This window comes from Pseudomonas sp. Pseu.R1 (genome assembly GCF_045764065.1).
GTDB lineage: Bacteria > Pseudomonadota > Gammaproteobacteria > Pseudomonadales > Pseudomonadaceae > Aquipseudomonas.
This window is the reverse complement of record NZ_JBJGEE020000001.1, coordinates 5,604,844-5,626,779: the sequence shown is the minus strand read 5'-3', so window position 1 is coordinate 5,626,779 and position 21,936 is coordinate 5,604,844. Positions and strand designations below refer to the sequence as shown.

Here is a 21,936-nt window from a genome sequence, read left to right as displayed (position 1 = left end):
CTGGGCAACCTCAAGAAACGTGCTGAAGAAATTCCCGCAGGCGCGGGCTGGGCGGGTTGGCTATCAGCGTTTCGGGCGCGCCATCCTCGGCAATCCGGCCCTTGTCGATGAAGATCAGACGGCTGGCGACCTTGCGCGCAAAATCGACTTCGTGGGTGACGATGACCATCGTCATGCCCTCCTCGGCGAGCGACTTCATCACCGTCAGCACCTCATGGCGCAACTCGGGGTCGAGGGCGGAGGTCGGCTCGTCGAACAACATCATCTTTGGCTTGACCGCCAGCGCCCGGGCAATTGCCACGCGCTGCTGCTGCCCCCCGGAAAGCTGCGAAGGGTAATGATCGGCGCGCTCTGCCAGACCGACCTTGGCCAACAGTTCACGGGCCAAGGCCTGTGCGTCCGCCTTGCTGGCGCCGCGCACACGAATCGGGCCAAAGGCGACGTTCTCTAGCGCGGTCATCTGCGGGAACAGGTGAAATTGCTGAAACACCATGCCGGCTTCCTGCCGAATCAGCCGCTCATCCACCTTCGGATCGTTGACCTTCAAGCCATCGACCACCAGATCACCTTCGGTGATTTCTTCCAGCTTGTTGATGCAGCGCAACAGCGTGGACTTGCCCGAGCCCGACGGGCCGATAATGACCACCACTTCCCCGCTGTCGATGCTCAGGTTGATGTCGTGCAGCACCTGAGTGCTACCGAAGTGTTTGGAAACGTTCTTGAATTCGATCATAGGAGTTTCAGCCTGGTTTCTGTGCGTCGCAGGATGTAGCTGAGGATCAGCGTGATGATCAGGTAAATCGCAGCCACTGCCGTCCAGATTTCCATGGCCCGGAAGTTACCGGCGATGATTTCCTGCCCTTGGCGCGTCAGCTCGGCCACGCCGATCACGATGAACAGCGAGGTGTCCTTGATGCTGACGATCCACTGGTTGCCCAACGCCGGGATCATGCGGCGGAAGGCCAGAGGCGCGATGACATAGCGCAAGGTGTCGCGTCGGGACAAGCCCAGCGCCAGACCCGCTTCGCGAAAGCCATTGTTGATCGACAGCACGGCGCCACGGGTGATTTCGCCGATGTAGGCCCCGGAGTTGAGCATGATGGTCGTCACGGCAGCACCGAACGGATCGATCCGCACCGGGATCATCAGCGGCAAGGCGAAATAGATGAACATCACCTGCACCATGATCGGGGTGCCACGGATCAGTTCGATGAAAACCAGCGCTACCCGGCTGCTGAAGAAACCACCGTAGGCACGGGCAAAGCCCGCGACCACGCCGATGATGGCGCCACCGATCAACCCCAGGATGGAAATCCACAGGGTGAGTTTGGCGCCGTCCAGCAGAACGGGGAGCGCATCCCAGATGGCGCTCCATTGAAATTGCATAAATAAGACTCTCGATTGACGCGGACAGGATTTACTGCGGCTGGGTGCCGAACCACTTTTCGTAGATGCGGGCGTAGGTGCCGTCTGCACGCAGCTTTTTCAGCGCCGCGTTGACCGGCTCGCGCAGTTCGCTGCCCTTGGGGAAGCCGATGCCGTATTGCTGCGCCATCATCTGGCTGCCCACTGCTTTGACCTGCCCTTCGCCAGCGGTCTTGATGTAATACAGCACGTTCGGCGTGTCGTGCATCGCAGCGTCTACCCGCCCGGTGCGCAGTTCAAGGTAAGCGTTGTCGATGTTCGGGAACTGGCGCAGATCACCAGCCTTGAGGTTGGCCTTGGCATAGTCTGCCGCCGACGTGCCACTTTTCACCGCCAGGCTTTTGCCAGCGATATCGGCTTCACCCTTGATCGAGGTGTTGTCGCTTTTGACCATCAGCAGAAAGCCGCTGTCGTAGTAGCCGTCAGAGAAATCGATGACCTGCTTGCGCTCTTCCTTGATGGTGATACCGGCCAGCGCCGCATCGACGTTTTTCGTTTGCAGGGCCGGGATGATGCCGTTGAAATCCATCGGCTTGAGCTGATAGCTCACGCCCATTTCCTTGGCGATGGCCGCCCACAGGTCAATGTCAAACCCGACGTATTCATTGCCCTGCTTGAACTCAAACGGCACGAACGCGGTGTCCGTCGCGATCAACAGCTCTTTGCCCGCCGCCAGCGTTGAGCCCGCGAACACCAGCGCAACGGCTGCAGCCGATACCTTGAGAAATCTTTTCATCGTCTTTCCTCTGCAAAAAAGGGAGCTCGGTCGCCGTTGTCGGGCCGAGGGAAAGCGGCAGTAAGCAATGCGTCGGGGCTGGCCCCTGATTGTTATGGGCGGCATGTCCATGCCTGGCTGCGTGCTGCTCATCGATCGCAGGCAACGCGTTGGGCGCGTCAGCAGTCAATCCCTGTGCATCGCGCCGAATGCAAATATCCGTTGCTTGTTAACTCAATGCAAGTAATATTTGCACCAACTTTGGAGGGGATCATGAGCCACGTACTGCATCGCAGCTTCAACCACACCTACCCCACAGCCGTTGCCGGGGATGGCCCGTATCTGATCGACAGCACGGGCAAGCGCTATCTGGATGCCAGCGGCGGCGCGGCGGTTTCGTGCCTGGGTCACAGTGATCCGCAGGTCATCGAAGCGGTGCGTCAGCAGATTGGCCAACTGGCCTACGCCCACAGCTCCTTCTTCACCACCGAGGTCATGGAAGAACTGGCCGACTTTCTGGTGGCACGTGCGCCGGCGGGGCTGGAGTCGGTGTACTTCGTGTCCGGGGGCTCGGAAGCGGTGGAAACCGCACTGAAACTGGCGCGGCAATACTTCGTGGAAATCGGCCAGCCTGCACGCAAGCACGTCATCGCCCGACGCCAGAGCTACCACGGCAACACCCTGGGCGCCCTGGCCGCAGGCGGCAACGAATGGCGTCGTCGCCAATTCGAACCGTTGCTGATCAACGTCAGCCATGTCAGCCCGAGCTACGCCTACCGCGATCAACAGCCCGGTGAGACCGTGGAGCACTACGCTCAACGGCTGGGCGACGAACTGGAAGCCGAGATTCAACGGCTGGGGCCGGACAACGTCATGGCGTTCATCGCCGAACCCGTGGTCGGTGCCACGCTAGGCGCGGTGCCCGGCGTGGCGGGCTATTTCAAGCGCGTGCGTGAGGTCTGTGATCGCCACGGCGTGTTGTTGATTCTGGATGAGGTCATGTGTGGCATGGGCCGCACCGGCTCGTTGTTCGCGGCCGAACAGGAAGGCATCACCGCCGACCTGATCACCATCGCCAAGGGTCTCGGTGCTGGCTATCAACCGATTGGCGCGACCATGGTCAGCGGCAAGATTCGTGACGCCATCGCCAACGGCTCGGGTTTCTTTCAGCACGGCCACACCTACATCGGCCACGCCACCGCGTGTGCTGCAGCGCTGGCCGTGCAGAAAGCCATCGAGCAACGCGGACTGTTGCGCCAGGTCGTGACCTTGGGTGAAACGCTGCGAACGCGCTTGAGTGAGCGTTTCAGCGAGCACCCTCATGTGGGCGATGTTCGCGGGCGCGGGCTGTTTCGCGGCATAGAACTGGTGGCCGACCGCGGCAGCAAAGCCCCCTTCGACTCTGCGCTCAAACTGCATGCACAGGTGAAGAAAGCCGCCATGAGCCAAGGCCTGATGTGCTACCCCATGGGCGGCACACTCGACGGGCAGCGCGGCGATCACATCCTGTTGGCACCGCCGTTCATTATCGACTCGGGCCACATCGACGAGATCGTGGATAAACTGGCCACCGCCATCGACCACGCCATCAACGGCATTTGAGAGGTCTCACACAGATATCATGGACATCCAGTCACGCTTGACCCCGTTGCATGAAGACACCATGAGTGAGGATCAGCGCCGCGTACTTGGCGACATTCTCAAAGGTCCTCGCGGCAACCTGGACGGGCCGTTTCTGGCCTGGGTTCATAGCCCCGCGCTGGCCGATCACGCCCAGCGCCTCGGCGCCTTCTGCCGCTATGGCACGCGTCTGGAACTGCGCCTGACCGAATTGGCAATTCTGACCACCGCAGCCTGGTGGCGGTCCCAGGCCGAGTGGCAGATTCACGAACCCATCGCGCGCGGGGCCGGACTCGGTGAAACGATCATCGACGCACTGAAACAGCAGCAGCCCCCCGTATTCGACTCACCACAAGAGCAATGCGTCTACGACATCGGCAAAGCGCTGTATGACACGCGAAGGGTCGGCGATGAACTGTACCAACGCGCGATCGGCCTGTTCGGCGAAGCGGCGGTGGTCGAGCTGATTGGCGTGTACGGCTACTACACGCTGGTGGCAATGACCTTGAACACCTTTGAAGTCAGGCGTGACCCGAGCGTGCCCTTGCCATTCCCTGAATGAATTCGGTGGCCTCGCATAACCGCGACACAACACCACCGTAGCAGCGCGGCTTGCCTGCGGTGGCGCTCTTGAAATCGCGGCCGTCGGCAAGCGGAACGTCGCCAGGCCGTACTGCTACAGAAGTGGGTCGCAGGGCCGGAAGATCTCCGGCCACTGCACTTGGCGCAATGGATTACCCCACCAGTTCCTTCAGCCGATACCACATCATCCCCAACGCCAGCAGTGGCGAACGTAAACGCTCGCCTCCGGGAAAGGTGCGATGGGGCACGCGGCTGAACAGGTCGATGCCTCGGCTGTCCTGCTCGGCAATCGCCTGGGCAATGACCCGCGCCGCAAAGTGCGTGACATTCAAGCCGTGCCCAGAGTACCCCTGTGCGTAATACACATTCGGCGCCGACGGCACCCGCCCGATCTGCGGAAAGCGATTGGCGCTGATGCCGATCATCCCGCCCCACTGAAACTCAATGCCCACGCCCTTGAGCTGCGGGAACACCCGCTCCATTTTCGGCCGCATGTATTCGGCGATGTTCTTCGGGTCGCGGCCCGAGTAATTACAGGCACCACCGAACAGCAAACGGTTGTCCGCAGACAACCGGTAATAATCCAGCGCCACCCGCTGGTCACACAGCGCCATGTTTTGCGGAATCAGCGCCCTCGCCCGCTCTTCGCCCAACGGTTCGGTGGCGATGATGTAACTGCCCGCAGGCAACAGCTTGCCGGTGAGTGCGGGTTCCAGTGTGTTGAGAAAGGCGTCGCAGGCCAGTACCACATGCCGCGCCGTGACCCGCCCGTGCTCAGTAAACACCTGCACGTTACTGCCCTTCACGATGCGTTGCACCGGGCTGGCCTCGAACAACAGCGCGCCCTTCTCTTCTGCCAGCCGCGCTTCGGCCAGAATCAGCTTGAGCGGGTGTAAATGCCCTGAACCCATGTCGATCAAACCGCCCGTATACACCGATGAGTTCACCACCTCATGCAGCGCGTCCTTTTCCACCAGCCGCATCGGATGCGGATAGCCCTGCTCGGTCAGCGCCTGTAACTCCTCCTGCAAACCTTTCCAGTGCGACGCCGTGTTGGCCAGGTCGCAGTAGCCCCAGCGCAGGTCGCAGTCGATGCCATTGTTTTGCACCCGCTGCCGCACGATATCGACGGACTCGCTGCCCGCCTGTTGCAGAGAGCGCACGCCCTCCTTGCCCACCCAACGCTCGACACCGCTGACGTCATGCCCCAGCCCGCGAATCAACTGGCCGCCGTTACGCCCGCTGGCGCCCCAGCCAATACGCTGAGCCTCCAGCAGCACCACGGACAGCCCGCGCTCGGCCAGCTCCAACGCGGTGTTGACCCCGCTGAAACCGCCGCCGATGACGCAGACATCCGCGCTGACAGCGCTGTCGAGTGCGGGTCGGTCAAGCGTTCGCCCGACCGACGCGGCGTAATAAGAAGCAGTGTGCGGCAGTGCAACAGGCATGGCGCGTCCTTAGCGGCTGGATTTGATGTCGGTCCACTTGCGCGTCATCAGGCGCAGGGTCGCGGGCGGCAGTTCGGTGGAGATGTAGAAACGACTCATCACCTCGGGCGTCGGGTAGATCGACGGGTTCCGGGTGATCGCCTCGCCCATCAGTGCGTTGGACGCCGGGTTAGGGTTGGCGTAGCCCACGGTTTCGCTGACCTTGGCGATCACTGCCGGGTCCAGTAGGTAGTTGATGAACGCCAGCGCTTCGCGAGGGTGCTCGGCGTCCTTGGGGATCGCCAGCATGTCGAACCAGACGTTGGCGCCTTCCTTGGGAATCGAGTAGGCGATGTTCACCCCGTTCTTCGCTTCCTCGGCCCGGGATTTGGCCTGCAACACGTCGCCCGAGTATCCAAACGCAACGCAAATGTCGCCATTCGCGAGATCAGACACCCATTTGGATGAATGAAAATAGGTGATGTACGGCCGCACGGCCTTGAGCTTCGCCGTCGCCGCCTCGTAATCCTTGGCTGATTCACTGCGCGGCGACAGGCCCATGTAGTTGAGCACCGCTGGAAACACCTCGTCCGGCGAGTCCATGTACGACACGCCGCACTTTTGCAGTTTCTTCATGTTTTCCGGTTCGAACAACACCGCCCACGAATCGATGCTGTCGACGCCGAGCACGGCCTTGACCTTGTCGATGTTGTAACCGATGCCGTTGGTGCCCCACAGGTATGGCACCGCGTATTGGTTGCCGGGGTCGTTCGCTTCAAGTTGTTTCATCAATTGCGGGTCGAGGTTCTTCCAGTTCGGTAACTGGCTGCGGTCGAGCTTCTGAAAAGCCCCGGCCTTGATCTGCCGCCCCAGGAAGTGGTTCGACGGCACCACCACGTCGTACCCCGAACGCCCCGTGAGCATCTTGCCTTCAAGGGTCTCGTTGGAGTCGAACACGTCATAGGTCGGCGCAATGCCGGTGGCCTTCTGGAAATCCGCCAGCGTGGTCGGGCCGATGTAATCGGACCAGTTGTAGATCTTCACGGTCCGGTCTTCGGCATGGGTGACGGCAGCGGCCAACAGCGCGGGCAGCAGCAAGGGCACAGCCAGCGTGGTAACGATCGACTTCATGATTTCCCCCAACGTCAATGGAAAAGCTCAGTGGAATAGCTCACACGCTCATCATCAGGAACTGGCGTTCCCACGAGCTGATGACGCGCTTGTAGTTTTCATGTTCGGCACGCTTCACCGCGACGTAGCCCTGCACGAACTTGTCACCCAGCAACTTGCGCACCGCCGCGCTGCTTTCCATGCGTTCCAGCGCATCTTCAATGGTCAGCGGCAAACGCAGGTTGCGGCGTTCGTAGCCGCGGCCTTGCACCGGAGCGCCCGGCTCGCAGCCCTCGATCATGCCCATGTAGCCGCATAGCAGGCTCGCGGCGATGGCCAGATACGGGTTGGCGTCGGCCCCCGGCAGACGATTTTCCACACGCCGCGCTTGAGGTTCGGAGCCTGGCACCCGCAGGCCAACGGTACGGTTTTCTTCGCCCCATTCGACGTTGACCGGCGCCGAAGTGTCCGGCAGAAAACGACGGAACGAGTTGGCGTTCGGCGCGAACAGCGGCAGCACTTCCGGGATGTAGCGCTGCAAGCCACCGATGTGGTGCAAAAACAACGAACTTGCCTCGCCCTCGGCGGTGCTGAATACGCTCAGGCCGGTGTGGATGTCGACCACGCTCTGGTGCAAATGCATCGCGCTGCCGGGTTCGTCGGTGATCGGCTTGGCCATGAAGGTCGCGGCGACGTTGTGCTTGAGCGCCGCCTCGCGCAGGGTGCGTTTGAACACGGTGATCTGGTCGGCCAGGTCCAGCGCATCGCCATGACGGAAGTTGATTTCCATCTGCGCCGGGCCGTCTTCGTGGATCAGTGTATCCAGGTCCAGCCCTTGGGCTTCGCACCAGTCGTAGACGTCTTCGAACAGCGGATCGAACTCGTTGGCCGCTTCAATCGAGAACGACTGCCGCCCGCTTTCAGGACGCCCCGAACGTCCGGTCGGCACTTGCAGCGGCAGGTCCGGGTCTTCGCAGCGCTGAGTCAGGTAAAACTCCATCTCCGGCGCGACGACGGGCCGCCAGCCTTGTGCCGTGTACAGCGCCAGGACCTTTTTCAGCACGTTGCGTGGCGACAGTTCGACGGGATTGCCGTAACGGTCGAACGTATCGTGAATGACCATCGCCGTAGGCTCGATCGCCCATGGCAATACGTAGACGGCCTGAGCATCGGGGCGGCAGGTCATGTCGATATCGGCGGGATCAAGCAGGTTGTAATAGATGTCGTCATCGACGTAATCGCCGGTCACGGTTTGCAGCAGCACGCTTTCCGGCAGGCGCATGCCGTGTTCGTTGAGGAATTTCTTGGTGGGCAGGATCTTGCCCCGGGCGATGCCCGTCAGGTCACTGACCACACACTCGACTTCGGTGATGCCGTAGCTCTTCAACCACTCGGCAAGTGGGTCTTTCACGCTGCTGTCCATGGGGCCTCTGCTGTTGGACGTTCATGGGGCGCCATGCTGGTGGATCATCGGGCAGCGGGTCTATCCACTTTCGAACGGATCGAATGCATCATTTTGGTGCAAAACGATGGAGCTGTGACGGGGTGTTGCCAGCCCTCCAAACGGGCTGCTAGGGTGCTGACACCTCATAACAACACTGCATGCGCAGGACTCCGTATGTCGGTCAAGGTATTCGAAACCGTCGCCGCCGATCAGCAAGGCATCTCCAACGCGGGCTGGAGCCTGCACTACGCGCAAATGTCCGCCGGGCAATTCAAGGGTCGGCTGGTCGAGGCCGAGCTGGGCGGCGTGCAAGTCTACGAAGAGCACATGAACACCCGCATCGAGCAGTATTACAAGGCGCCGAGCGATGCCCTGGTGTTCAGCTTCGACATGGCGGATCACGCGCTGTACCTGCTGGACGCCAGCACCCAGAACCTGTGGATCACCCCGGAAAATTATCGAGAAATTGCCGTGGTGATTCGTCAGGAGGCGCTGGGTACGCAGCACCTGCACCGCACCGTCGAAGAGTTGCTGCTGACCCCGCTCACGTCCCGCCATGGCGCGCTGTTCAGCGGCTGGTTGAGCACGATGCTGACGCGGCTGGCACAGAACGCCGAGGGCCCTGAGTCCGCGCAACTGAGCGAGCAATTGATCGAGGATTGTCTCTACGTGCTCGATCAATCCACACCCGCCCCCACCTCCAGCCGCAGCGTGCGGGTGCGCGAGCAACGCAAGATCGTGCAGCGGGTGTTCGATCAGGTCAGCGCCTGCCCCACCGAGAATTTCAGCGTCGTGCAGTTGGCCGAAACGGCGGGCACGTCCTTCCAGCAATTGCGCAAGGCGTTCAACGACTGCGTCGGCATGGCCCCCACCGCCTGGCTGCGCACCCGGCGCCTGAACCTGGCGCGGCAGGATTTACTGCACGCCCGAACGGGTGATACCAACGTGGCGGAAGTCGCGATGCGCTACGCGTTCTGGCATCTGGGGCGGTTTTCCGAGAGTTATCGGGGGTTGTTTCTGGAGTACCCGAGCCAGACGCTGGGGCGACGTATGTAATGGAGGGCACGATCCCTGTAGCAGTCCGGCTTGCCGGCGGTGGCGGGTTTGAATCGCTGCCGTCGGCAAACGGAACGCCGCCCGGCCGTGCTGCTACAGGGGGCGCCCGAAACCAAACGACATTCTCAGGAGCCTGCCTGCTCTTCCCGCAACAAAGCAGGCGGTACGACGGTTTCGATCCGCCCGGTCTCCACGTCGTACACCAGGCCTGACACGATGAAGCCGCCCGGCAGTTTCGGATTGGCCTTGAGGGCCGCGACATCGACCTTTACCGATTTGTACGGATCGTCGATTTCCAGTGCCGCCAGCGCGTGCTCTTCGACGCCCATGTGTTTGGCCAGCATGTGCGGGGCGTGGTGGTAGCAGCCGGAGATACCGCATTGGGTATGGTGCAGCACGATCAAGTTCCAGCCCTCTCCCACCTCGTTTCCGCCCACTTGGGAAACCGTGCGCAAAATGGCCATGGTCTCCAACAGTGCAGGGTTCACCCGCCCACCCACGTTGCGAATGATCGCGGCCTCACCGGGCTTGAGTTTGAGTACATCCATCGGGTCGACGCGAGGGTCGACACAACCGAGAATCATCGTTTTGCGCGACGGTATGATCTTCAGGTCGGCAGAAAAATCGTGCTCGGCAAACTCGGCGTTGCGCTGCATCAGGGTTTCAAGAAAGTCCATGACTCACCTCTTAAACACAGGAAAGGTTGGGCATCAGTGGCCGTTGAGCCGGTCGGCATGCAGGCGGGCGAATTCGCCGACGGTCATCGAACGACGCCCGGTCAACTGTTCGATGTTGTTGTCAGCGCCAGCCATGCGGCCATTCTGGTAGTCCCGCATCGCGCCATCGAGGTGCTGAACGATGTACGGCGGAACGCCCATCTCGCTGATCGACTGCACATATTCGTCAACCGGCACGTCCTGGAACACGATGGTACGACCCAAGGCTTCAGACAGCTCGGCAGCCATCTGTTGGTGATCCATTTCCACCGGGCCAGACAGGTTGATCGTGGTGCCGATGTGGCCTTGAGGGTCTTTCAGCAACACCGCGATGGCGCGGCCCTGATCGTCAGCGGCAATCGGCGAGTGGCGCCCCTTGCCCACCGGCATGCGCAGCACGCCCTGTTGCAGGAAAGGCAGTTGCCACGGGTAGAGTAGCCATTCCAGAAAGTACGTCGGACGCAGGTGGATCACCGGCAGTCCCGACCAGTTGAGGACTTCTTCGGCGATGAAGGTGTCACGGCAGGAATCGCTGCTGGACTCCCGATTCGCCGAGCGCTGAGACAGGTTGATCACGGTACTGACGCCGCTTTCCTTCGCCGCCTGAGCGAAGTTGACGGTGGCGTTGATCAGACCGGGTTGCACCGGCCAGACCAGATAAGCCGCCTCCACGCCTTGCATGGCGTCGCGCACGGTGTCGATCTGCAACAGATCGCCCACCACCACCTCTGCGCCCAGCGCCTTGAGGGCATCAGAGCGGGCATCGAGGGTGTGCACCATGGCGCGGACATCCAGGCCCAACGCGATGGACTCACGAACAGCGGCGCGGCCTGTGTCGCCTGATGCACCGGTGACAAGTACTTTTTTAGACATGATGTTTGACCTTTGAACAGTGAGTGTTAGGCGTGAATCACGCCGGGTTTCAGTTCTGCGAAAGCCGGTGTGCGGCGTTTCGATGGGTCAACTATCTGCCTTCAGCCCCTAGGCCGGTAGCGGTCAAATCAGGCTATGATTTATCTCGTTTCAGCATTAATCCAGATCCCCACAGGCCACCCGACATGGCAATCAAAGACCTGCTCGCCCTCAAGCTCTACACCCGCGTTGCCCGCCTCGGCAGCTTTTCGGCCGCCGCTCGGGAAAGCGGGCTGGCGCAATCTCAGGTGTCGCGAATGGTTGCCGAGTTAGAAGCGTCGTTAGGTGCGCGGCTGCTGTCGCGCACCACGCGCGCCGTGGTGCCAACCGAGGCGGGAATCGAGTTTTTAATGCGCATGGAGCCGATTCTCGCGGCAGTCGACGATGCCGAAAACAGCGTGCGCGAGAGCGGAGAACTGCGCGGTCTGTTACGCATCGGCATGCCGTCGACGATGGCGATCCGCGTGGTCATGCCGCGTCTGTCGGCGTTCACCGAGCGCCATCCGCAATTGCATCTAGAACTGCAACTGGAGGACCGCTGGCAAGACATGGTCAAAGAAGCCGTGGACATCGGCATTCGCGTCGGTCATCTGCCGGATCTATCGGGCACGGCACGCCAGATCGGCACCATGCACCGGGTCATCGTCGCCTCCCCCGCTTATCTCGCTCGCCACGGCACGCCCACCAGCCCACATGACATCAAGGGCCATCGCATCGTCGGCGGCCCGGCGGGTGCGCAGGGTTCTTCTTGGCAATTTGAGCGTGAGGGCCAAATCAGCCGCGTCGACGTCCACCCGCAGATGTCCACCAACGACACCGCTGGCGCCCTGGCGGCAGCCACCGGCGGGCTGGGCATCACCTCGACCACGTCCTGGGCCTGCGCACTGGAACTGAGCAACGGCGCTCTGGTGCGTGTGCTACCCGATTGGAAAATGGCCGATCTGCCCGTACACGCCTACTTTCCACAGGGACGCAGCACCCGCATGGCTGCACGGGCGTTTGCCGACTTTCTGGCGCAGGCGTTGAGTGAAGGACCGTAGACGCCCTGATGTCCTGGCCGTTATGTCACGAACACGTTTGACTGGACGCAAAAAAATCCCGATCTCTTAACAAGACCGGGATTTTGGGGGAGGTTTGCGAGGGTTACTGACGAGCAATCAACCGATCCAGCGACACCCGACCAGCGCCTTCGAACAACACCGCGAATGCACCGGCCAGCAGGGCCAGACCGAATTCGTAGCCGTTGTTGGCCATGAACAGGCCGTTGTGGATGTGCACCGAGAGGATGGCCACCGCCAGCATCACGATCAGCACCACTGCCGCAGGGCGTACCAGTAAGCCAAGGAACAGGGCCAGGCCGCCGAAGAATTCCGCGCTGCCTGACAACAGTGCCATCAGGTAACCAGGGTTCAGGCCCAGGCTGGCCATGTACTGGCCAGTGCCTTCCAGGCCGTAGCCGCCGAACATGCCGAACAGTTTCTGGCTGCCGTGAGCCATGAAGATGATTCCGACGAGAATACGCAGGATGGCGATGCCGTAACCGGCGTTGGTGTTGAACAGACTGCTTTTAATCCGAGAGAGGATCTGAGTATTCATGGCGCTTATTCCGTTTGGTAAGAAGTAATGGCGCCATGATAATCGGATTAATAAATATGAAAATCGCAAAAAACGCGTCATATCGATCGAATTAATCGATCAGTCTCGTGAGGCCATTTTCCGTGACGAAGGGCTTTCCAGCGAGCTGCGTTCCTGGTCATACGCCAGATAGTACTTGTTCACACTATTAACGTAGCTGACCACGTTCATCCCCACCTGCTTCATCGCCACACGCTCGACCTGGAAGAACCATTGGTTAGGGTTCAAACCCTGGCGTTTGGCTTCGGTGCGCATCGCCTGCACTCGCTCCGGCCCCAGGTTGTAAGCCGCAAGGGTAAACGCCATGCGCTCGCGCTCGTTGATTTTCGGGCTGGAGAAGAATTTGCGGCGGATCATCGCCAGGTATTTGCTGGCCGCCTGCACGTTGCCATCGACGTCATGGATATTGCCCACGCCCACACGTTGCGCGGCCGACGGGGTGATCTGCAGGAGGCCCGTGGCACCGCTGCCGCCTTTGGCACCGGGGTTGAGCTGGGACTCCTTGAAGGCCAGCGCAGCGAGGTCGAGCCAGTCCATTTTCTGCGCGTCAGCGTGGCGTTGCAGGGTCGGGCGCAATTTTTCCAGACGCTGGCGGTCGTCCCGCGCCAGTGGATAGTGAACCCGGTACAAGTCTTTGTAGGCCTTCTGGAATGCGACGTCCTGATTGCTCGGCGGCGTGTAGGTTTCCAGGAAACGGTCGACCGTGGCGTGAAGCATCACGGCGTCCTTGCGCACGAACCAGTTCATGTCGCCATGCTCACTCAGCGCCACTGAACGGTCGACCCGAAGTTTGGGCAAGACCCGCGCCCAGCGCTCGGCGATCGGTTGCTCGACCACGGTCAGGTGATAGATCCCTGCCTGAACCATTTCCAGCACGTCCTCGACGGCCAGGCTGGGATCGACCCATTCGACTTTCACCGGCGGCAGTTTGCGCAACGCCAGCTTCTGGTTGAGCGCGACGATGGCATCGCTGGCCGCGCTGCCGTTGGTCAGCATCAGCGTGCGGCCAGAAAGCTGTTCGACCTTCTTGAAGCTGCGCTCGCCACGCACCCCGACCACCACCAACGGCACGTGGCTGACGACCGGCTCAGTGGCGTCCACGTAACGGGCGGCGCTGGCATCCAGCAATTCGCCGGGAGCCACCAGGTCGCCCTCCCCACGCTGGAGTGCGGCGAGCAATTGGTCTTTGGCTTTGGGAATCAGCTTGAGGGAGACTTTCTGGCCATCACGGGCGTGGCCATTGAGGTAGGTTTCGAACGCCTGCAAGCGACGATACTCAACGCCAATCGCCTCACCTTGCACCTCGCCGGAACTGTTACGGCTCTGGTTGACCAACACGCGCAGCACCTTGCTGCTGCGGATGGCCGAGAGGTCGCGCACCTGGCTTTTCTTGATCACCACGGGTGGACCGGCAGGGCGCGCCGACGCATGGGCGGGCATCAGCGACAGGCACAGCAACGAGAACAGCGAGGCTCGGATCATTGACGCTCCGGGAAAAAGCCGAAAAAAGTGGCTTGAAGGCTGTGTCGGGCAGTCACTTGCGCCACAGGCGTTTGCCGTGGCTGGCAACATCACAGGGGTTATTCATTCCAGGCAGTTGAATCTGCTGGATTTTTTATCACTTCAATCGCTCTGGTATTCTTCTCGGCCTCCGGCCTGAGGTGAACCATGCAACTAATCGACATCGGCGTCAACTTGACCAACTCAAGCTTCGCCTCGAAAGAGCGCGAAGTCCTGGATCGTGCCTACGCCGCAGATGTGGCTCAACTGATCCTCACCGGCACCGACGTTCAGGGCAGCGAACAGGCGTGGCAACTGTGTCGCCAACTGGACGACAGCGGCCAGCGATTGTTCAGCACCGCGGGGGTACACCCCCATTCGGCGAGCGCTTGGACACTGGAAACCGAAAAAGAGTTGCAGGCTCTGTTGAAAGAAAAATCCGTGTGCGCCGTGGGCGAATGCGGGCTGGATTTCAACCGTGATTTCTCCCCTCGTCCGCAGCAGGAAAAAGTCCTCGAAGCCCACCTGGCACTGGCCGTCGCGCTGAAGATGCCGGTGTTTCTGCATGAGCGGGAAGCCGACGAGCGGCTGTTGGCGATCCTGCGAGATTACCGTGATCACCTGCCCGGTGCGGTGGTGCATTGTTTTACGGGGGAAAGGCGCGCCCTGTTCAACTACCTCGACATGGACCTGCACATCGGCATCACCGGCTGGATCTGCGACGAGCGCCGAGGCACGCATCTGCATCCGCTGGTCCGAGAGGTTCCGCGTGGGCGACTGATGCTGGAAAGCGACGCGCCGTACCTTCTGCCCCGCAGTCTGCGCCCCAAGCCGAAAAACGGCCGTAACGAGCCGGCCTATCTGCCGGAAGTCTTGCGGGAAGTGGCGCAGCATCGTGGCGAGACGCCCACCGATGTTGCGGCTCACACCACTGCCTGCGCCCGGGCGTTTTTTGGTTTGCCGGATCTGTAAGCCGTCGGCCTACGGGAACTGGGCCAGAATCCAGTCCCGCAGCCGACAGCACGCTTCGTCCTTCTCGCGATCTTCCCGAAACGTCAGGTAGTGCTGGCTCTCCGTCAGCACCATCGCTTCCGGCACCGGGCGCACCAGCCGCCCCTCCTCCACCAGCCGCTTGACCAGATGATTCCAGCCCAAGGCAACGCCTTGATGCGTCAGCACCATGCTGATGATCAGGTTGTAGTCATTGGCGTTGAGCATGTGCGGGCTGTCATGGGGCCGCTCGTCGAGGTCGATGTTGTGAAAGGCGAACCACACGCCCCAATCCACGTGTTCGGCAACTTGCGAACGGCCATAGGGGCTCAGGTTGAGCAGGCCGCCATCGCGCAGGCCTGTCAGGCAGGTCAATTCAGGATGTGCCGCCTGGTATTCCGGCGTGCAGACCGGGTAGATCACGTCATGGAACAGCGGATAACTGCGATAACCGTCCTGAATCTTCGCCATCTTGGTGATGAAGATGTCCGGCCGTACCCCCGGCTCCATCGACAGAAAATTCTGGGTGGTGATCAAGTTCAAATCGATGTCAGGGTTTTCGCTGAAGAAGGTCGGCAGCCTCGCTGACAGCCAGAGCGCCGAAAAGGCCGGCGAGCAGCACAGGGTCAACACCCGCTTCCCGGCGTTGTGGGTGCGGATGCGTTCGGCGGCCTGGGAAATGTTGACGAAGGACATCTGCGCCGCATCGAAAAAGATCGCTCCTGCCTCGGTCAACTCAACCGCCCTGCCCACGCGTTTGAACAGCTCGACCCCCAGATAGGTTTCAAGCTCCCGAACCTGACGGCTGATCGCCGCTTGCGTCACGCACAGGGCTTCGGCGGCGCGGGTGAAACTGAGGTATTTGGCCGCCGCGACAAAGGACTTTACGGCCTTGAGCGAAGGCATTTTCAGCAGTGTCAGATCCGGATCGATGTGTTTGACCATAGCGAGAATCAGCGATTTCCGTTTCGAGAATGGGCGGGAGCGTAGCGTAACCCTGTAGGAGCGCGCTTGCCCGCGATAGCGTCAGCACATTCCACACATCAACGCCGCCCACAATATTGTCATCGCGGGCAAGCGCGCTCCCACAGGGGAGTGTCGGGGCGAAATTTGCATACATCATAAAAAAACCGCCCCGAAAGGCGGTTTTTCATGCAGTGCACAGGCGGTGAATCAACGCTCCAGCAGGATCCGCAGCATGCGACGCAGCGGCTCGGCGGCGCCCCACAGCAGTTGGTCACCCACGGTGAACGCGCCCAGGTACTGGGAACCCATGTTCAGCTTGCGCAGACGGCCCACCGGAATGTTCAGGGTGCCGGTCACGGAGGTCGGGCTCAGTTCCTGAATGCTCGCTTCACGGTTGTTCGGAACCAGCTTGACCCACGGGTTGTGCTGGCTGATCAGGCCTTCGATGTCCGCGATAGGCACGTCTTTGTTCAGCTTGATGGTCAGCGCCTGGCTGTGGCAACGCATAGCACCGATGCGCACGCAGATACCGTCGACCGGAATCGGGCTCTTGAAGCGACCCAGGATCTTGTTGGTCTCGGCCTGGCCTTTCCACTCTTCACGGCTTTGACCGTTCGGCAGTTCCTTGTCGATCCACGGGATCAGGCTACCGGCCAGCGGCACGCCGAAGTTCTCGGTCGGGAAGCTGTCGCTGCGCATGGCTTCGGCCACTTTACGGTCGATGTCCAGAATCGCGCTGGCCGGGTTGGCCAGATCGTCGGCAACGGTCGCGTTAATGGTGCCCATTTGCTTGATCAGTTCGCGCATGTTCTGCGCACCGGCGCCGGAAGCGGCCTGATAGGTCATGGCATTCATCCACTCCACCAGACCGGCTTCGAACAGACCGCCCAGGCCCATCAGCATCAGGCTGACGGTGCAGTTGCCGCCGATGAAGTTCTTGGTGCCGCTGTCCAGTTGCTGGTCGATGACCTTGCGGTTGACCGGGTCGAGCACGATCACCGCGCTGTCGTCCATGCGCAGCGACGACGCTGCGTCGATCCAGTAACCTTGCCAGCCCGCTTCACGCAGTTTCGGGAACACCTCGTTGGTGTAGTCGCCGCCCTGGCAGGTCAGCACCACGTCCAGGGTCTTGAGCTCGTCGATGCTGTAGGCATCTTTCAACGGCGCAATGTCCTTGCCCACCGACGGGCCTTGGCCGCCGACGTTGGAGGTGGTGAAAAAAACCGGCTCAATGAGATCGAAATCCTGCTCTTCCAGCATGCGCTGCATGAGCACGGAACCAACCATACCGCGCCAACCGACCAGACCTACACGTTTCATCGCAACTACACCTTAATTAAAAGTGGGACCACTGGTGTGAGGGGAGACGACGCATCCGCATGCCTTTTCGCCTCGACATTTCAGCAGTGGGCCCGAGATATTACAGATTGCGCAGCGCGGCGACTACGGCGTCGCCCATTTCCTGCGTACCGACTTTGGCATTACCTTCGAACCAGATGTCACCGGTGCGCAGGCCTTGATCCAGCACCAGACTCACGGCCTTCTCGATGGCATCGGCCGCTACGTGCTGATTGAAGCTGTAACGCAGCATCATCGACACCGACAGGATGGTCGCCAGCGGGTTGGCGATGCCTTTGCCTGCGATGTCCGGCGCCGAACCGTGGCAAGGCTCATACATGCCCTTGTTGTTCGAATCCAGCGACGCCGACGGCAGCATGCCGATGGAACCGGTGAGCATCGAGGCTTCGTCGGAGAGGATGTCGCCGAACATGTTGTCGGTGACCATCACGTCGAACTGCTTCGGTGCGCGGACCAGTTGCATGGCCGCGTTGTCGACGTACATGTGGCTCAGTTCGACGTCCGGGTAATCCTTGGCCACTTGCTCGACCACTTCACGCCACAGTTGGCTGGACGCCAGTACGTTGGCCTTGTCCACCGAGCACAGTTTCTTGCCGCGTACGCGCGCCATGTCGAAGCCGACGCGGGCGATGCGGCGGATTTCGCTTTCGCTGTACGGCAGGGTGTCATAGGACTGACGCTCGCCGTTTTCCAGCTCGCGGGTACCGCGCGGTGCGCCGAAGTAGATACCGCCGGTCAGCTCGCGAACGATCAGGATGTCCAGACCGGCCACGATTTCAGGCTTGAGGCTCGACGCATCGGCCAGTTGCGGGTAGAGGATCGCCGGACGCAGGTTGGCGAACAGGCCCAGTTGCGAACGGATTTTCAGCAGACCGCGCTCAGGACGAATATCACGTTCGATGGTGTCCCATTTCGGGCCGCCCACTGCGCCCAGCAACACGGCGTCAGCTGCGCGGGCACGGTCAAGGGTTTCGTCAGCCAGCGGCACGCCGTGCTTGTCGATGGCAGCGCCGCCGATCACGTCGTGGCTCAATTCGAACCCCAGCTGATACTTCTCGTTGGCCAGCTCCAGCACCTTGACCGCTTCGGCCATGATTTCCGGACCAATGCCATCACCTGGGAGAATCAGAATCTGCTTGCTCATAACGTCCTCTTATCAATATGTGCATCGGCGCTACAGGAGCGCCGATTGAAAAAGCCTGTGTTGCCCCTGTGGGAGCCGGCTTGCTGGCGAAAGCGCAGTGTCAGACACAGATGTGTTGAATGGCACACTGCTTTCGCCAGCAAGCCGGCTCCCACAGGTTTTGCGTTAACTCAACTGCGGTCCATCAATCAAACGTCGCGAAACAGCCAAGGCTGCGCCGCGCGGTGCTTGCTTTCGAACGCAGCAATCGCATCACCATCCACCAGGGTCAGGCCGATATCGTCCAGGCCGTTGAGCAAGCAGTGCTTGCGGAACGCGTCGACCTCAAAGCGGTACACCTTGCCATCTTCGCCGGTCACGGTCTGTGCCTGCAGGTCAATCTTCAACTGGTAGCCTTCTTTGGCTTCAACCGCTTTGAACAGCTCGTCGACTTCATCTTCAGTCAGAATGATCGGCAGCAAGCCGTTCTTGAAGCTGTTGTTGAAGAAGATGTCAGCGTAGCTCGGCGCGATAATGCTGCGGAAGCCGTATTCTTCCAGCGCCCATGGCGCGTGCTCGCGGCTCGAACCGCAGCCGAAGTTCTCGCGGGCCAGCAATACGCTGGCGCCCTTATAACGCGCATGGTTGAGCACGAATTCGGTGTTCAATGGGCGCTTGGAGTTGTCCTGATACGGTTGACCCACGTCCAGGTAACGCCATTCGTCGAACAGGTTCGGACCGAAACCGGTGCGACGGATCGACTTCAGGAATTGCTTCGGAATGATCTGGTCAGTGTCGACGTTGGCACGATCCAGCGGAGCGACCAAACCTGTGTGTTGAGTAAACGGCTTCATGCTCGGCTCCTTATTGCTGGCTCATGGTACGAACGTCGACGAAACGGCCATTGACCGCCGCTGCCGCCGCCATCGCCGGGCTCACCAGGTGAGTACGACCACCCGCACCCTGACGGCCTTCGAAGTTACGGTTGGAAGTGGACGCGCAATGCTCGCCACTTTCCAGGCGGTCCGGGTTCATCGCCAGACACATGGAGCAGCCTGGTTCACGCCACTCGAAACCAGCCTCGATGAAGACTTTGTCCAGACCTTCCTTCTCCGCTTGCGCCTTCACCAGACCCGAGCCCGGCACAACGATCGCCTGCTTGATGGTCGAGGCCACTTTGCGGCCCTTGGCAATTTCAGCAGCCGCGCGCAGGTCTTCGATCCGCGAGTTGGTGCAGGAACCGATGAACACGCGATCCAGCTGAATGTCGGTGATCGCCTGATTGGCTTTCAAGCCCATGTACTTCAGGGCGCGCTCGATGGAGCCACGCTTGACCAGATCGGCTTCCTGCGCCGGATCCGGAACATTCTGATCCACCGCCAACACCATTTCCGGCGAGGTGCCCCAGCTCACTTGCGGCTTGATCTGAGCCGCGTCCAGCTCGACCACGGTGTCGAACACCGCGTCTGCGTCAGACACCAGGTCTTTCCAGGCTTCAACCGCTGCATCCCACTGCTCGGCCGTCGGTGCGAAAGGACGCCCTTTGACGTAGGCAATGGTTTTTTCATCAGTGGCCACCAGACCGACGCGCGCGCCCGCCTCGATGGACATGTTGCAGATGGTCATGCGGCCTTCGACCGACAGGTCGCGAATCGCGCTGCCTGCGAACTCGATGGCGTGACCGTTACCGCCAGCGGTGCCGATCTTGCCGATGATGGCCAGAACGATGTCCTTGGCCGTAACACCGAACGGCAGCTTGCCTTCGACCTTCACCAGCATGTTCTTCATTTTCTTGGCGACCAGGCACTGGGTGGCGAGCACGTGTTCGACCTCGGAGGTGCCAATACCGTGAGCCAGCGCGCCGAATGCGCCGTGGGTCGAGGTGTGGGAGTCACCGCAGACCACGGTCATGCCGGGCAAGGTCGCGCCCTGTTCCGGGCCGATCACGTGAACGATGCCCTGACGCGGGTCGTTCATCTTGAATTCGGTGATGCCGTACTCGTCGCAGTTGTCGTCCAGGGTCTGAACCTGCAAACGGGACACCTGGTCAGCGATGGCCTCGATGCCGCCCTTGCGCTCAGGGGTCGTCGGTACGTTGTGGTCCGGGGTCGCGACGTTGGCGTCGATGCGCCAAGGCTTGCGACCGGCCAGACGCAGGCCTTCGAACGCTTGCGGCGAAGTCACTTCGTGGATGATGTGACGGTCGATGTAGATCAGCGCCGAACCATCGTCGCGCTGCTTGACCAAATGCGAATCCCAGAGCTTGTCGTAGAGCGTTTTGCCGGCCATCAGACGGTTTCCTCATCAGCTTGTTTCTATGCCCCGGGCATCGACATCACGACGACATCGTAAAACCCCTTGGCTTGTAGGGGAGATGCTATGAAATATGCTTAAATAACTCAAATTCATATTTTTCATGCTTTGGATAACCAACAGGAATTCGAATGGATCTGGCCAACCTCAATGCCTTCATTGCCATCGCCGAGACGGGCAGCTTCTCGGCGGCGGGCGAACACCTGCACCTGACGCAGCCCGCCATCAGCAAACGCATTGCCGGTCTGGAGCAGCAGCTCAATGTGCGCCTGTTCGACCGTTTGGGCCGTGAGGTCAGCCTGACCGAAGCCGGGCGCGCCCTGTTGCCCCGCGCCTATCAGATCCTCAACGTGCTGGACGACACACGCCGGGCGCTGACCAACCTGACGGGGGAAGTGACCGGGCGACTGAGCCTTGCCACCAGCCACCACATTGGCCTGCATCGCCTGCCTTCCTTATTAAGAGCCTTCACCCGCACCTACCCGGACGTAGCGCTGGACATCGAATTTCTCGACTCGGAAGTCGCCTACGAGGAAATCCTCCACGGCCGTGCCGAACTGGCCGTGATCACCCTCGCCCCCGAGCCGCATTCGTTGATCAAGGCCGTGCCGGTCTGGGACGACCCACTGGACTTCGTCGCCGCCCCCGAACACCCGCTGGCCAACACGCCCAACGTCAGCCTGGCCGACATTGCGGGGTATCCGGCGGTATTTCCCGGCGGCAACACGTTCACTCACCACATTGTCAGCGGATTGTGCGAGGCCCAAGGGCTTAAACCGAACATCGCCATGAGCACCAACTACATGGAGACGATCAAGATGATGGTGTCTATCGGCCTGGCATGGAGTGTGCTGCCTCGCACCATGCTCGATGAGCAAGTGGCGCGCATTCCGCTGCCCGGCATACAGCTACGTCGCCAGCTAGGCTACATTGTTCACACGGAACGCACGCTCTCGAACGCTGCTCGGGCTTTCATGGCGTTGCTCGACGCTCAGGCGACCGAGGCCTGAGTGGTGACGCTCACTGATCGACATACTGGCTTT

Annotated in this window: 21 protein-coding genes; 6 read left to right on the top strand and 15 right to left on the bottom strand. The window is 60.8% G+C overall.

Annotated elements, in window-relative coordinates; all coding sequences use genetic code 11:
* Positions 1-10: 10 nt before the first annotated feature.
* The 3 genes from glnQ to glnH are packed head-to-tail and all read right to left on the bottom strand — an operon-like array spanning position 11 to position 2,161.
* A complete protein-coding gene (gene glnQ, locus ACI5GA_RS25625; RefSeq protein WP_404633346.1) occupies positions 11-733 on the bottom strand; it encodes a glutamine ABC transporter ATP-binding protein GlnQ in 723 nt (240 codons plus the stop codon).
* The gene (gene glnP, locus ACI5GA_RS25620; protein ID WP_421424780.1) at positions 730-1,386 is read right to left on the bottom strand and encodes a glutamine ABC transporter permease GlnP; all 657 of its coding nucleotides are present in this window, start codon (positions 1,384-1,386) and stop codon (positions 730-732) included. The genes glnQ and glnP overlap by 4 nt, the downstream gene beginning before the upstream one ends.
* Before the next feature lie 31 nt (positions 1,387-1,417).
* Entirely contained in the window at positions 1,418-2,161 is a 744-nt protein-coding gene (glnH, locus tag ACI5GA_RS25615) for a glutamine ABC transporter substrate-binding protein GlnH (RefSeq protein WP_404633342.1), read from the bottom strand.
* A gap of 252 nt (positions 2,162-2,413) precedes the next feature.
* Between glnH and ACI5GA_RS25610 the strand changes: the two genes are divergently transcribed.
* Positions 2,414-3,742, top strand: coding sequence for an aspartate aminotransferase family protein (locus tag ACI5GA_RS25610; RefSeq protein ID WP_404633340.1), 1,329 nt, complete (start codon positions 2,414-2,416; stop codon positions 3,740-3,742).
* 19 nt (positions 3,743-3,761) lie between these two features.
* A complete protein-coding gene (locus ACI5GA_RS25605; protein ID WP_404633338.1) occupies positions 3,762-4,322 on the top strand; it encodes a carboxymuconolactone decarboxylase family protein in 561 nt (186 codons plus the stop codon).
* A gap of 172 nt (positions 4,323-4,494) precedes the next feature.
* Here the strand turns inward: ACI5GA_RS25605 and ACI5GA_RS25600 are convergent, their stop codons facing one another.
* Genes ACI5GA_RS25600 through ACI5GA_RS25590 form a run of 3 tightly spaced genes read right to left on the bottom strand, consistent with a single transcriptional unit; the run spans position 4,495 to position 8,290 of the window.
* The gene (locus ACI5GA_RS25600) at positions 4,495-5,790 is read right to left on the bottom strand and encodes an NAD(P)/FAD-dependent oxidoreductase (protein ID WP_421424779.1); all 1,296 of its coding nucleotides are present in this window, start codon (positions 5,788-5,790) and stop codon (positions 4,495-4,497) included.
* 9 nt (positions 5,791-5,799) lie between these two features.
* Positions 5,800-6,900 carry a polyamine ABC transporter substrate-binding protein gene (locus ACI5GA_RS25595; RefSeq protein ID WP_421424778.1) on the bottom strand — a complete coding sequence of 367 codons (1,101 nt, stop codon included), beginning with the start codon at positions 6,898-6,900 and terminating at the stop codon, positions 5,800-5,802.
* 40 nt (positions 6,901-6,940) lie between these two features.
* Positions 6,941-8,290 carry a glutamine synthetase family protein gene (locus tag ACI5GA_RS25590; protein ID WP_421424777.1) on the bottom strand — a complete coding sequence of 450 codons (1,350 nt, stop codon included), beginning with the start codon at positions 8,288-8,290 and terminating at the stop codon, positions 6,941-6,943.
* Positions 8,291-8,497: 207 nt separating this feature from the next.
* On the opposite strand from ACI5GA_RS25590, the gene ACI5GA_RS25585 reads away from it, so the two are divergent.
* Positions 8,498-9,379, top strand: a complete 882-nt coding sequence (locus ACI5GA_RS25585) for a helix-turn-helix domain-containing protein (protein ID WP_404633330.1) — start codon at positions 8,498-8,500, stop codon at positions 9,377-9,379.
* 125 nt (positions 9,380-9,504) lie between these two features.
* Here the strand turns inward: ACI5GA_RS25585 and ACI5GA_RS25580 are convergent, their stop codons facing one another.
* Positions 9,505-10,056 (bottom strand): carbonic anhydrase, encoded by a 552-nt coding sequence (locus tag ACI5GA_RS25580; RefSeq protein WP_404633328.1) that lies wholly within the window; start codon positions 10,054-10,056, stop codon positions 9,505-9,507.
* A gap of 33 nt (positions 10,057-10,089) precedes the next feature.
* Complete coding sequence (locus ACI5GA_RS25575) at positions 10,090-10,968, bottom strand: NmrA family NAD(P)-binding protein (RefSeq protein ID WP_421424775.1); 879 nt, start codon at positions 10,966-10,968, stop codon at positions 10,090-10,092.
* Between the two features lie 185 nt (positions 10,969-11,153).
* Here ACI5GA_RS25575 and ACI5GA_RS25570 point away from each other — a divergent pair, with 185 nt between their 5' ends.
* The gene (locus ACI5GA_RS25570; RefSeq protein ID WP_421424774.1) at positions 11,154-12,047 is read left to right on the top strand and encodes a LysR family transcriptional regulator; all 894 of its coding nucleotides are present in this window, start codon (positions 11,154-11,156) and stop codon (positions 12,045-12,047) included.
* Positions 12,048-12,150: 103 nt separating this feature from the next.
* Here the strand turns inward: ACI5GA_RS25570 and ACI5GA_RS25565 are convergent, their stop codons facing one another.
* Together ACI5GA_RS25565 and ACI5GA_RS25560 are read right to left on the bottom strand one after the other, a co-directional pair.
* Positions 12,151-12,603 (bottom strand): DoxX family protein, encoded by a 453-nt coding sequence (locus tag ACI5GA_RS25565; RefSeq protein ID WP_404633322.1) that lies wholly within the window; start codon positions 12,601-12,603, stop codon positions 12,151-12,153.
* Positions 12,604-12,702: 99 nt separating this feature from the next.
* The gene (locus ACI5GA_RS25560) at positions 12,703-14,124 is read right to left on the bottom strand and encodes a transglycosylase SLT domain-containing protein (RefSeq protein WP_404633320.1); all 1,422 of its coding nucleotides are present in this window, start codon (positions 14,122-14,124) and stop codon (positions 12,703-12,705) included.
* 186 nt (positions 14,125-14,310) lie between these two features.
* On the opposite strand from ACI5GA_RS25560, the gene ACI5GA_RS25555 reads away from it, so the two are divergent.
* Entirely contained in the window at positions 14,311-15,114 is an 804-nt protein-coding gene (locus ACI5GA_RS25555; protein ID WP_404633318.1) for a TatD family hydrolase, read from the top strand.
* A gap of 9 nt (positions 15,115-15,123) precedes the next feature.
* On the opposite strand, the gene ACI5GA_RS25550 is transcribed toward ACI5GA_RS25555, so the two are convergent.
* The 5 genes from ACI5GA_RS25550 to leuC form a co-directional block, all read right to left on the bottom strand.
* Positions 15,124-16,077, bottom strand: coding sequence for a LysR family transcriptional regulator (locus ACI5GA_RS25550; RefSeq protein ID WP_404633316.1), 954 nt, complete (start codon positions 16,075-16,077; stop codon positions 15,124-15,126).
* A gap of 228 nt (positions 16,078-16,305) precedes the next feature.
* Complete coding sequence (gene asd / locus ACI5GA_RS25545) at positions 16,306-17,418, bottom strand: aspartate-semialdehyde dehydrogenase (protein ID WP_404633314.1); 1,113 nt, start codon at positions 17,416-17,418, stop codon at positions 16,306-16,308.
* Between the two features lie 100 nt (positions 17,419-17,518).
* The gene (leuB, locus tag ACI5GA_RS25540; RefSeq protein ID WP_421424772.1) at positions 17,519-18,601 is read right to left on the bottom strand and encodes a 3-isopropylmalate dehydrogenase; all 1,083 of its coding nucleotides are present in this window, start codon (positions 18,599-18,601) and stop codon (positions 17,519-17,521) included.
* Between the two features lie 188 nt (positions 18,602-18,789).
* Complete coding sequence (gene leuD, locus ACI5GA_RS25535) at positions 18,790-19,434, bottom strand: 3-isopropylmalate dehydratase small subunit (RefSeq protein WP_404633310.1); 645 nt, start codon at positions 19,432-19,434, stop codon at positions 18,790-18,792.
* Positions 19,435-19,444: 10 nt separating this feature from the next.
* Complete coding sequence (leuC, locus tag ACI5GA_RS25530; RefSeq protein ID WP_404633308.1) at positions 19,445-20,869, bottom strand: 3-isopropylmalate dehydratase large subunit; 1,425 nt, start codon at positions 20,867-20,869, stop codon at positions 19,445-19,447.
* Positions 20,870-21,024: 155 nt separating this feature from the next.
* Between leuC and ACI5GA_RS25525 the strand changes: the two genes are divergently transcribed.
* On the top strand, positions 21,025-21,903 hold the full coding sequence (locus ACI5GA_RS25525) for a LysR family transcriptional regulator (protein ID WP_404633306.1): 879 nt from the start codon (positions 21,025-21,027) through the stop codon (positions 21,901-21,903).
* Positions 21,904-21,936: the final 33 nt, after the last annotated feature.

What these genes read in the sequence shown, in the direction of transcription:
- ACI5GA_RS25580 (WP_404633328.1), bottom strand. Translation starts at nt 10,056, where the DNA reads ATGGACTTTCTTGAAACCCTGATGCAGCGCAACGCCGAGTTTGCCGAG.
- ACI5GA_RS25550 (WP_404633316.1), bottom strand. Translation starts at nt 16,077, where the DNA reads ATGGTCAAACACATCGATCCGGATCTGACACTGCTGAAAATGCCTTCG.
- ACI5GA_RS25585 (WP_404633330.1), top strand. Translation starts at nt 8,498, where the DNA reads ATGTCGGTCAAGGTATTCGAAACCGTCGCCGCCGATCAGCAAGGCATC.
- ACI5GA_RS25525 (WP_404633306.1), top strand. Translation starts at nt 21,025, where the DNA reads ATGGATCTGGCCAACCTCAATGCCTTCATTGCCATCGCCGAGACGGGC.
- ACI5GA_RS25605 (WP_404633338.1), top strand. Translation starts at nt 3,762, where the DNA reads ATGGACATCCAGTCACGCTTGACCCCGTTGCATGAAGACACCATGAGT.
- ACI5GA_RS25595 (WP_421424778.1), bottom strand. Translation starts at nt 6,900, where the DNA reads ATGAAGTCGATCGTTACCACGCTGGCTGTGCCCTTGCTGCTGCCCGCG.
- glnQ (WP_404633346.1), bottom strand. Translation starts at nt 733, where the DNA reads ATGATCGAATTCAAGAACGTTTCCAAACACTTCGGTAGCACTCAGGTG.
- ACI5GA_RS25570 (WP_421424774.1), top strand. Translation starts at nt 11,154, where the DNA reads ATGGCAATCAAAGACCTGCTCGCCCTCAAGCTCTACACCCGCGTTGCC.
- ACI5GA_RS25555 (WP_404633318.1), top strand. Translation starts at nt 14,311, where the DNA reads ATGCAACTAATCGACATCGGCGTCAACTTGACCAACTCAAGCTTCGCC.
- ACI5GA_RS25610 (WP_404633340.1), top strand. Translation starts at nt 2,414, where the DNA reads ATGAGCCACGTACTGCATCGCAGCTTCAACCACACCTACCCCACAGCC.
- ACI5GA_RS25575 (WP_421424775.1), bottom strand. Translation starts at nt 10,968, where the DNA reads ATGTCTAAAAAAGTACTTGTCACCGGTGCATCAGGCGACACAGGCCGC.
- leuB (WP_421424772.1), bottom strand. Translation starts at nt 18,601, where the DNA reads ATGAGCAAGCAGATTCTGATTCTCCCAGGTGATGGCATTGGTCCGGAA.
- leuD (WP_404633310.1), bottom strand. Translation starts at nt 19,434, where the DNA reads ATGAAGCCGTTTACTCAACACACAGGTTTGGTCGCTCCGCTGGATCGT.
- asd (WP_404633314.1), bottom strand. Translation starts at nt 17,418, where the DNA reads ATGAAACGTGTAGGTCTGGTCGGTTGGCGCGGTATGGTTGGTTCCGTG.
- ACI5GA_RS25600 (WP_421424779.1), bottom strand. Translation starts at nt 5,790, where the DNA reads ATGCCTGTTGCACTGCCGCACACTGCTTCTTATTACGCCGCGTCGGTC.
- ACI5GA_RS25560 (WP_404633320.1), bottom strand. Translation starts at nt 14,124, where the DNA reads ATGATCCGAGCCTCGCTGTTCTCGTTGCTGTGCCTGTCGCTGATGCCC.
- glnH (WP_404633342.1), bottom strand. Translation starts at nt 2,161, where the DNA reads ATGAAAAGATTTCTCAAGGTATCGGCTGCAGCCGTTGCGCTGGTGTTC.
- ACI5GA_RS25565 (WP_404633322.1), bottom strand. Translation starts at nt 12,603, where the DNA reads ATGAATACTCAGATCCTCTCTCGGATTAAAAGCAGTCTGTTCAACACC.
- glnP (WP_421424780.1), bottom strand. Translation starts at nt 1,386, where the DNA reads ATGCAATTTCAATGGAGCGCCATCTGGGATGCGCTCCCCGTTCTGCTG.
- leuC (WP_404633308.1), bottom strand. Translation starts at nt 20,869, where the DNA reads ATGGCCGGCAAAACGCTCTACGACAAGCTCTGGGATTCGCATTTGGTC.